Annotated in this window: 9 protein-coding genes; 4 read left to right on the top strand and 5 right to left on the bottom strand. The window is 55.1% G+C overall.

Annotated elements, in window-relative coordinates:
* Positions 1–1,388 (top strand): UDP-N-acetylmuramate--L-alanine ligase (locus JRG72_05875; GenBank protein ID MBW2134748.1); only part of this gene is annotated, 1,388 nt, incomplete at its 5' end.
* Between the two features lie 11 nt (positions 1,389–1,399).
* On the opposite strand, the gene JRG72_05870 is transcribed toward JRG72_05875, so the two are convergent.
* Positions 1,400–2,425 carry a tRNA 4-thiouridine(8) synthase ThiI gene (locus JRG72_05870; protein MBW2134747.1) on the bottom strand — a complete coding sequence of 342 codons (1,026 nt, stop codon included), beginning with the start codon at positions 2,423–2,425 and terminating at the stop codon, positions 1,400–1,402.
* A 314-nt stretch (positions 2,426–2,739) separates the two neighbouring features.
* Here JRG72_05870 and JRG72_05865 point away from each other — a divergent pair, with 314 nt between their 5' ends.
* Positions 2,740–4,215, top strand: a complete 1,476-nt coding sequence (locus JRG72_05865; GenBank protein ID MBW2134746.1) for a GAF domain-containing protein — start codon at positions 2,740–2,742, stop codon at positions 4,213–4,215.
* A gap of 41 nt (positions 4,216–4,256) precedes the next feature.
* Here the strand turns inward: JRG72_05865 and larE are convergent, their stop codons facing one another.
* Positions 4,257–5,069, bottom strand: coding sequence for an ATP-dependent sacrificial sulfur transferase LarE (larE, locus tag JRG72_05860; protein ID MBW2134745.1), 813 nt, complete (start codon positions 5,067–5,069; stop codon positions 4,257–4,259).
* Positions 5,069–6,238, bottom strand: a complete 1,170-nt coding sequence (locus tag JRG72_05855) for a homocysteine biosynthesis protein (protein ID MBW2134744.1) — start codon at positions 6,236–6,238, stop codon at positions 5,069–5,071. The genes larE and JRG72_05855 overlap by 1 nt, the downstream gene beginning before the upstream one ends.
* A 58-nt stretch (positions 6,239–6,296) precedes the next feature.
* Between JRG72_05855 and JRG72_05850 the strand changes: the two genes are divergently transcribed.
* Positions 6,297–6,947 (top strand): MarC family protein, encoded by a 651-nt coding sequence (locus JRG72_05850; protein MBW2134743.1) that lies wholly within the window; start codon positions 6,297–6,299, stop codon positions 6,945–6,947.
* On the opposite strand, the gene JRG72_05845 is transcribed toward JRG72_05850, so the two are convergent.
* On the bottom strand, positions 6,941–8,254 hold the full coding sequence (locus JRG72_05845) for a B12-binding domain-containing radical SAM protein (GenBank protein MBW2134742.1): 1,314 nt from the start codon (positions 8,252–8,254) through the stop codon (positions 6,941–6,943). The two genes, JRG72_05850 and JRG72_05845, sit on opposite strands and share 7 nt — an antisense overlap.
* A gap of 182 nt (positions 8,255–8,436) precedes the next feature.
* Between JRG72_05845 and JRG72_05840 the strand changes: the two genes are divergently transcribed.
* Complete coding sequence (locus tag JRG72_05840; GenBank protein MBW2134741.1) at positions 8,437–9,321, top strand: class I SAM-dependent methyltransferase; 885 nt, start codon at positions 8,437–8,439, stop codon at positions 9,319–9,321.
* A gap of 39 nt (positions 9,322–9,360) precedes the next feature.
* On the opposite strand, the gene JRG72_05835 is transcribed toward JRG72_05840, so the two are convergent.
* On the bottom strand, positions 9,361–9,660 hold the full coding sequence (locus JRG72_05835; GenBank protein ID MBW2134740.1) for a hypothetical protein: 300 nt from the start codon (positions 9,658–9,660) through the stop codon (positions 9,361–9,363).
* Positions 9,661–9,716: the final 56 nt, after the last annotated feature.

The following is a 9,716-nucleotide window of genomic DNA, read 5'->3' as shown; positions in this document are numbered from 1 at the left end:
ATCTGCTCGGCATCTGCGGCACCGGGATGGCGGCCCTGGCCGGGATCCTCAAGGAACAGGGATACCGGGTCAGCGGCTCCGATGAGCATCCTTATCCGCCGATGAGCACCTTTCTGGAGAATTTGCAGATTCCGGTGCTGGGCGGCTATCGCCCAGAAAATCTCAGCCCGCGGCCGGACCTGGCAGTGATCGGCAACGTCATCCGGGCCGAAAATCCCGAGGCCCAGGCGGTGCTGGCCCAGGGCATCCCCCGCCTGTCGATGCCGGAGGCCCTGAACCGGTTTCTGGTGCGCGATCGCCAGGCCCTGGTGGTCAGCGGCACCCATGGCAAGACCACCACTGCCTCGCTGTTGGCCTGGCTGCTGGACGCGGCCGGGCGCGACCCGGGCTTTATGATCGGCGGCATCGTCAAGAATTTTCAGTCCAATTACCGGGTCGGGCAAGGGCCGTTCGTGGTGCTGGAAGGCGATGAATACGACACCGCCTTTTTTGATAAACGCCCCAAATTTTTGCTTTTTCAGCCCCGGTTGGCTATCCTCACCTCGATAGAGTTCGATCATGCGGATATTTATGCTGATCTAGGGCAGGTGACCCAGGCCTTTGAGACCTTTGTGACCCAGATGCCCACGACCAGTGAGTTGGTGGCCTGGGGCGATGCTCCTTTGGTCCGATCGGTGAGTGGACACAGCCCTGTTCCCGTCTGGTTCTATGGTCTGAATTCTAATGCTGCCTGGCAGGCCCGGGACCTGGAGCCGTTTGGGGCCGGGATGCGCTTTAGGGTTTATCGGCAGGGGAAATTTTGGGAGCGATTCTATGCCCCTTTGGCGGGCCGCCATAATGTCCTCAATGTTCTGGCGGTGCTGGCCAGCCTGAGCTCGCTGGGAATCGACCGGCAGATGCTCAAAGCGGCCCTGCCGGACTTTGCCGGGGTCAAACGCCGCCTGGAAGTGATCGGCGAGTTTGGCGGCATTACCGTGGTGGATGACTTTGCCCACCATCCCACCGCGGTGGCGGAGACCTTAAGAGCGGCCCGGGGCCGTTTTCCGGGCCGCCGCCTGGTCGCCGCCTTTGAACCCCGGACTAATACCAGCCGCCGCCGGATCTTCCAGCAGGATTATGTCCAGGCCTTTAAGGAGGCTGACCTGCTTCTGGTGCGTGAACCGCCGGATCTATGGAAAGTTCCCGAAGACGACCAATTTTCCTCGGTTCAACTGGCCGCGGAGCTGGAGGCTCAGGGTCAGCGGGCCCGCTATTTTCTGGACACCGATAGCTTGCTGGAAGGGCTGCTAACCGAAGCTACGTCTGGGGATATTATCCTGGTGATGTCCAACGGCAGTTTTGATAATCTAATCCCCCGCCTGATCCATGCTTTAACCACGGCAGCCTAATTCCCCCGAACTCAGTGAATCAACAGTTCGTGGAAAACCTGCTTAGGCTGGCGCCGGGTCATAACCACCTCCCGGCCATTCGGCCCCTCCACAATCACCGGAATTGGCTTTTCCTCCGGGGCATCGCTGTAGCTGGTGCAGATGGCCGCAGCCTTTAGCACCGAGGCCTCAGAATTAGCATTAGGAATTAAGGCTAAAGGGCCAGGGAAATTGCTGACCCGGAGACAGAGGTCAGTGGCCTGGCTAAGGGCGGCGATAGCCTCATTATCGCGTTGATGGCGGCCTACGACTAGCTTGGTCGAGGGACTTAAGCGGAAATGCCGTCCCCACTTGAGAAGCTCCAGATCGCGACGGCTGATCTGTGGCTGGTGCTGAAGCAGGTCCCGGAGCCGGGCTGCAAAACCGGCGTTAGTCAACAAACACCCCCCGGCCGGAGAGGGATAGTTGGTGATGCCATATTGGGCGGCCAGGGCCATCTGCCGTTTGCGGCCACGGCCGCTGAGATTCAAAAGCTGGTTCCGGTCCACCAGACCCTCTAATTCGGGCCGAGTCGGTTTCAACAGCCGGGCACATAACGGCCGCAGCAGCACATCCGCGTAGCCGGACTCCCGGGCAACGAGATTGAGCGCCCCCTTATGCTGGCTGAAAGGCCGCTGCCCCAGGACCTCGCCAGTAAATAAAAAATCATATCCGGCCGCGGTCATAATCTTCCCGCCTTCGCGCAGCATCAGGATATGACAGTCGATGCAGGGATTGAGCTCCCGGCCAAAGCCATGGGGCGGCTGGCGCAGCAAGGGGAGAAACTTTTCGGTCAGGTCCTCGACTTTAAGCGGCAGGTCTAGCTGGGCTGCCGACTCCAAGGCCCGCTCAGCCCCGAAAAAGGGGGTGGTCCAGACCAGTCCGGTAACCGCGATCCCCTGGTGCCGCAGCAGAGACACTGCCAACATGCTGTCCAGACCGCCGGAAAACAGTCCGAGTGCGGTAATATGCTTCATCAATAGGGGTAACTCTCCAGATCCGATCTCCAGACATATCATACCAAGAATTTAATAATAAGTCGCAAGCAAAGGGATATTTTTGTAGGGGCTTGATTTATCAAGCCCTTGAGGGTGCAATGCCTCATTAAGGGAGAAGGGAATGTCAGATCAATTATAAAAATCAGATCTGAGATTTAACTATAAAAGATTTTTGCGGGGAGGTTAGGGGGATCGCAGGCCTCCCCGCAAGCTCCTTTCCACCCCCTAAAGGATAGCCGGGGCGTTGGTCAAAAAGAATTTTCCCAAAAAAGATAAATATTAAATATAATATATTCATTAAATAAATCGAAGGCCCGGGTGGGAGACAGGTCGGGATGACGGTCCGCAGCGGAAAAGACTGTCTGGATTCAGGTATCCATATTCAGAATTTAATTGATATCGGGATCGCCCTCAGCAGTGAAACCGATCTTACCAGGTTATTAGAAAAGATTGTCTCCGAACTGCGCCGCTGGACCCAGGCCGATGGAGGCAGTCTCTACTTGCGGGAGGAAGATGCGCTCCATTTCGCAGTCGCCCAGAATGATACTCTGGCTCGCCTTCGGGGTTGCGATTGCCAGCTTTTTAAGCCCTACCGAATCCCTATCAATGAGGGGAGCATTGCCGGTTATGCCGCTCTTACCGGCACTATTCTTAATATTCCCGATGTCCGTCAACTTCCACCGGAGTTCCCTTATCACTTTAATGCCTCCTATGACATCCGTTTTGAATATCAGACCTGCTCTCTTCTGGTCGTGCCCCTTAAGGATCATTTGGGGGAGGTATTGGGGGTGCTGGAACTGATCAATGCCTTGAATGATCAGGGGGAGGTGATCCCCTTTGATCCCCGCTACGATGATATTGTCCGCTCACTGGCTTCACAGGCGGCGGTGGCCATTAATAACGCCCGTCTCATCCAAACTATCAAGGGTCTGTTTGAAGCATTGATGATCTATTCGGTTTCGGCCATCGATGCTCGCAGCCCCCATACTGCTGGACATTCCCGCCGGGTGGCGGCCTATTCCCTGGCGCTGGCCCAGGCCATCAACGAGGCTGCGCAGGGCCCCTTTGCCGAGGTGAATTTCAGCGAGCCGGAGTTGGAGGAGTTACGCTTCAGTGCCTGGCTGCATGATATCGGAAAAATCGGAGTTCGGGATTGTGTCCTGGACAAAAACCAGAAGCTGGCCCTCGAGACTATGAATGCAATCCGCTGGCGGTTTTACCTGGCTCAGTTCCAGGCCATTACCCCTGAGCAGCAACAATCCCTCGAAGCTGATTATCGTTTCCTCGAGCAGCTGAATCAATTAAACTACCTGCCCGCCGAGGCCCCGGAGCGATTACATGGCCTGGCTCGGCAGCTAGTCCGTCTGCCTTCGGGAACGACTCAACCTTTGCTTACGGAAGCGGAACTCTCCGACCTGCTGATTTTACGGGGTAACCTGACGCCCCAGGAATATGCCGAGATCCAGAGCCATGTTCTCCACACTATTAATATTTTACAGAAAATTCCTTTTAGTAAACATCTGGCCCAAGTGCCCCGCTATGCTGCCGCCCATCACGAGCGATTGGATGGCTCCGGGTATCCCTTTCACCTGACTGCTCCAGATCTTCCTTTACAGGCCCGGATTTTGGCGGTAACGGATATTTTTGATGCCTTGACTGCTACTGATCGACCTTATCGGGCTGCCTGTACGGCGGATCAGGCCTGTGAGATTTTGAGGGCCGAAGCCCACAAAGGAGCCCTGGACAAAGATTTGGTCGAACTTTTTATCTCCAGGAAAATCTACCAACAAATTCTGGATAAGGATGACTGAGCCGTTATACCCTTACCTCGCCAGCAATCTCTGGCAGATAACTACGGATTCATGCTGCCGGTTTGATAGCCCTTTAAATCCAGAGTCAGATAACGCCAGCCCAGGCGTTTAGTAAGCATCATCAGCGTGGCGCGTAGTTCCGCTGACAGCAAGCGGGCCCAGTTCTCAGTAGGCAATTCCAGGCGCACCAAGGAGCCGTGCACACGCCACCGCACCGGGGCCAGACCTTGGTTAAGCAGAAATTGCTCCGCGGTGGCAACCTTCTCCAGATCGGTGCGCGTCAGCTGGGTGTAAGGCGGGAAGCGGGTGGCCAGGCAGCTCTGGGCTGGCTTATCCCATCCCTGCAAGCCCATTTCCTGACTCAAGCTACGGATTTCGGCTTTAGTAAGGCACATTTCCTGCAGGGGACTTCTGACTCCCAGTTCCCGGGCCGCCTGATGTCCTGGGCGGTAGTCTTCTAAATCATCCCGATTGGCGCCATCGAACAGCACCTCTCCGCCCCACTGGGCCAGCACCTTTAGCGCCAGGTGATAGATCGCGGTTTTGCAGGCATAGCAACGTTGCGGGGTATTCTGGCGAAAATCAGGAAGGCTTAAAGGATCAAACTCCAGCTCGAACTGGGTGACTCCCAGGTTGCGGGCCAATTGCCGGGCCTCGACCCGTTCCTGGGGGAGATTATGGGGACCGTACAGGGTCAATGCTGCCAAACCCTCACCCATAATATCATGCGCCACTTTGAGCAGCAGCCCGGAGTCGACGCCGCCGGAGAACAGAAGCACTCCTTTTCGCCAGGTGCTAATTAAGTTTTGGAGTCGGGTCAGCCGGTCGGCTAATTCGGGGACGAGAGAAGGCATCAGGATGAGGGCAATAACTCTACCGGTTCACCCAACTGGAAGCGCCCGGTCATAATCCACTCCTTCAAGGTCAGGGCAATCTCCCGGGCCCGGACTAGGCTGGATAAAGGCACGGTCTGCACTTCCTGGCCAGCCACCGTAACAATTCCACTTTTCAACTGGGCATAACTCACCTGACCCAAAATACGGCCCGTACCCTGAGGATAATCCTCGCTATAATCGATCACCGGAGCAAAGATTTCCTCGTCCGATACCGCGCAGTAATGGGCAATTTCCTCATTCAACAAGGGAATCGGCACCCCCAGCCCGACTGCCAGTGAACAGCCATAGCCTAAGATGCTAACTCCCACCAGATAGCGGGAATTCATCTGTTTTAAATCACCGATGACCATCAGAGTGCCGGCCGGCCTTAGGGGCACGCCGTTTTCCCCCCGGGGCACGGCCGGATTGTGTTGAGTACCAGGCCAACAGACATAGCCCACGCCTCCTCCCAGAAAGATGCGGGTGCCAATGCCAATGGTGCGATAAAAGGGGTCATTGAGTAAGGGACTGAGTTGACCGGCGGTGCAGTAATTGGCATTGCCGGCCCGGGGTCGCAGCGGTCCCATATAGGTGTAAATGATGTGGTTGGAGAGATTTATAGCGCAGTTGTAATTCTGATAAGCATTTCGGGGGTTACATAGCACCGCGTTGACGGTTCGGGCCAGGGTCAGCTCTCGCTCCACTCTCTTATTGGGGTAACAATCGGTCCCATAGCCTTCGGCCACCAGGTGCACACTTTTGCCATCCACCAGCTCCTCAATGACATGGCCGCCGCCATATTTAAACTCCCCTGGGTAGACCTTGTTGAGCGGATCATCCAGGGCCGGCTCAGTTGCTCCCAAAAAGACATCTACCGCGGCCAGGCCGCCATAGGCCGGGACCCCGTTGAACCACACTTTGGAGGCCCGGATCGGCGGCTGGCTCTGGCCGAAATTGATAAACGCCCCAGAAGAACACATGGGTGAAAAGGTCCCGGTAGTAACTACATCCACGGTGCGGGCTGCCTCGACTTCTCCTTTCTCGCGCACCAAGTCAATAATCTCATCAGCGGTGACTACTATGGCTTGACCTTTTCTAATCTTCTCGTTAATCTCCTGGTAGGTTTTATTGACTTGATATTTTGCCATAAATTATCCTTAAAAGAAGAAATCTAACTAAGTTGGCACCTGATTTAGGATAAGGGTCTTGGAGCTTTGGGAAAGTACTGGGAGCTTTTTCATTACCGCCTTAGTCTCCCTGTTCATCATTATCGACCCCTTGGGAAATATTTTTCCTTTCCTGGCATTGTCGGCCAATTACCCTCCCCCTACCCGCCGACGGCTGGCCTTCCGGGCTTGCTTGACCGCCTTCCTCATCCTGACCGGATTCCTGTTTCTGGGTCGTGCTTTACTAGATTACTTCGGTATTACCATTGCCGCCTTCCAGATTACCGGGGGGCTGATCCTTTTCCGGATCGCCTTTGAGATGCTGGAGGGGCGCAGCCCGGTTACCCGTCATTATACCTCAGGCAGCCTGGATGCCCGCGATTACCGTGATATTTCTTTGGTGCCGCTGGCGGTGCCCTTGTTAAGCGGGCCGGGGGCGATCTCCACCGTCTTGGTACTTAGTAGTCGGGTCTCCCAGCCCTTGGAGATTGCTGCTCTGTTCGTGTCTTTGGCCCTAATATTGCTCTTTGCTTACCTGGCCTTCTGCTTTGCTACCCGGCTGGCCGAAGTCCTCAAGGAATCCGGCATGCGTCTGGTGACCCGGCTCATGGGCCTGATCCTGGCGGCGCTGGCCGTGCAATTTGTCCTGGATGGCCTCCAGGCTGCCTTTGAGTTTCTCAGACCTCAATAAAAATCCACCGGATCGATGCGCCGATTGACGGCCCAATGAAAGTATAGATTACTGGGCAATCCCTGAAAAATATAGGAATTGGGAGGCCTGAGCAAACGCCGCCAGATAGAGGGGAACGAGTAGAACTTCTGAAAGCAGCGCCAGACCCCGGCTTCGCATTCTTCTGGGGTCATATGTTTGGGATAAAAGTTGCAGATCATGCCCAAATACTTTTCGGCCTCAGGATTATGAATCCGGCCTTCCTGATTGAGTTGATCCCACATCGGGGTCCCGCGGCGCGGGGTCACCGAATTGAAAAAGGCCATGGGGGCTTTGATACGCTCCAGGAAGTCCAGGGTTTCATTGAATAAGCCCATCTGGTCGCCATCCAGACCAAACATGAAATTCAAGGAATAAAAGATCCCCCTTTCCTGCAGTCGTTTCAGCATCCATTCGTAGTCCGCCACCGGATTCTGGACCTTTTCAATCGAGGCAATGCTTTCCGGACAGACATTTTCAATGCCGATGTTGACATGGTAACATCCAGATTTCTTAGCCAGATCAAGCAGCTCCTCATCCCGGGAGGTGTTGATCGTCCATAAACAGCTCCAGCGGATATTTAAAGGGATTATCCCCCGGAACAATTCTTTGGCATAATCCCGATGGCCGGTGAGATTGTCGTCGATAAAATAGATCTTCTTTAATCCAGTGATACGCACAATGGCCTTGATTTCTTCCAGAACTTCCCCAATCGGCCGGCGGCGATAGGTATGCCCGTAAACTATGGGCACCTCGCAGAAGCTGCAATGGTAGGGACATCCCCGTGAAGTCTGGGTGGGCGCAATCTTCACCCGATAGCGCCGAAAGTCGAATAACTCCAGCCGGGGCCGTGGTAAACCGACCATATCATGGAAACCTTCTGCCTGATAACGCCGCTTAAGACAACCGCGGCGGGCGTCTTCGAGTACCTGCTCCCAGACTGCTTCAGCTTCCCCCACCACGACCGCGTCGCAGTGTTCCATGGTCTCCTCAGGGTGCAGGGAGACGTGGAAGCCGCCCATCACCACTGGCACTCCTCGGCAGCGAAATTCCTGGGAAATCTGAAAGCCCCGCTCCGCGGTCGCACAGGTGGCGGTGATTCCGACCAGATCATAATGACGATCATAGGGAATGGGGCGGAGACGATCATCAACTACTTCGACCTGAATATGACGAGGGGTTAAACCGGCCAGATAGGGAATGGTCAACCCTAGGAGCCATCTGGTTTTACTACGCAAAATACGTTTATTGGGATAAAATGTGGTCGGTTGCACCAACAAAATTCTCACTGGCTGTTTTCCTCCTTGCCACCGCGGTGCCGGTAGCTCTATCCTATTTTACTAAATCCTAAGATTGGAAAAATCAATAAAAAATTTGACCCGACGGCGGCATTGTATTACGATATAAGTCAATTTAGGATCGGGAACTGAGCAGTCGCTCCCCCTATCCGGTCGGCCCCAGAGAGAGTTTTTTGCGCCTGATAAATTGCCCCCTGTGTGAGCAGGACCATACCCGCCGAGTGCATCAAAGGTCTTTCCTAACTCTGACCGTCACCACGGTCCTATGCCCGGGTTGCGGGTTAGTCTATCATAACCCGGTAGTCGAAGACCAGGACCGGATGGCCTTGGGCCTAAGCGCGCGGCAACTGCACACTAATGCACCGATGGATGCTCGTCATCGGCGCCGGGTGCAACGCCGGGCCGTCTACCAGCACGATTTTCTCAAGCCCTGGGTGCGCCCCGGCCTGATGGGCTTGGAGGTCGGGGCCGGGTTGGGCGTCCTCAGCGCGGGGTTGCAACAACAAGGGGTTCAGATCTTGGGAGTGGAGCCGGACCCCCAACAGGCCGAATATGCTCGCCGGCAATTTGGACTTACCATGGTAACGGGGCGGTTCGAAGAACTAGATTTATCCGGTCAGCAGTTCGACCTGATCCTGGCCTCGCATGTCATTGAGCACTTTCCAGACCCCCTAAAATTCTTGATCACGGCCCGCTCTCTGGCCGCCCCGGGGGGACGGCTTTTCCTGGAAACGCCCAATATTCTTGTCCCCAAAGTGGGGCCGCGGCGGGTGTTCTCGATCCCGCACAACTTTTATTTTACCCCTCAGACCCTAACCTGGATGCTGCTCAAGGCCGGCTGGCAGGTTGAAAGAACCAGAGTTTTCAGGCGGGATAGTTTTTTGGTACTGGCCCGGGCCAGCCAGGTCCAGATCCCCTCCCTCGACCCCGCCCACCCCTTTCAGGTATGGCAGGCCATCTGCCGCCACCGTTATCTCTATTACCTCAAATTTCTCTTCCTGCTGCGCAAAATTCCTGCCTGGCAACGACACTGGATGTATCAGTTCCAGGAATATTAACCGGTCTGAGCTCTTTTTCAGACACCGATTTAGTGGCCGCTACTTCCGCTTCAGAGGGATTACCCTGGCTTTAGCTTCGGGTTCCGGGGGCGACTGTAAGGGAGGAGGCTTTGGAGGGATTAGCTCCAGACGCACAGGGGTTCCCCCCATGGTAAATTCTTGGCCATTTATTTGCACATCTTCCAGGATCCAAAATATACTCCGCAGGGGAATCCCCAGGACCAGCAGTTCGACCTGGTACCAGCCCCGTTTAACATCAGGAGTGATATCATTGATGCGGGCAAAAAAAGCTGGTTTCCGGTCCATGTGCACCAGAACCAGGTCATTGATCGTTGCCATACAAGCTCCGGATTCGATATAATAAAATCACGGTTCCAATATGGTAAATTACTTTA

The organism is Deltaproteobacteria bacterium (genome assembly GCA_019309545.1).
Lineage (GTDB): Bacteria > Desulfobacterota > Desulfobaccia > Desulfobaccales > Desulfobaccaceae > Desulfobacca_B.
This window is presented reverse-complemented; position numbering and strand designations above follow the sequence as displayed.

Coding starts and splice junctions, on each gene's coding strand:
- JRG72_05870 (MBW2134747.1), bottom strand. CDS start 2,425: ATGATATGTCTGGAGATCGGATCTGGAGAGTTACCCCTATTGATGAAG.
- JRG72_05865 (MBW2134746.1), top strand. CDS start 2,740: ATGACGGTCCGCAGCGGAAAAGACTGTCTGGATTCAGGTATCCATATT.
- larE (MBW2134745.1), bottom strand. CDS start 5,069: ATGCCTTCTCTCGTCCCCGAATTAGCCGACCGGCTGACCCGACTCCAA.
- JRG72_05855 (MBW2134744.1), bottom strand. CDS start 6,238: ATGGCAAAATATCAAGTCAATAAAACCTACCAGGAGATTAACGAGAAG.
- JRG72_05835 (MBW2134740.1), bottom strand. CDS start 9,660: ATGGCAACGATCAATGACCTGGTTCTGGTGCACATGGACCGGAAACCA.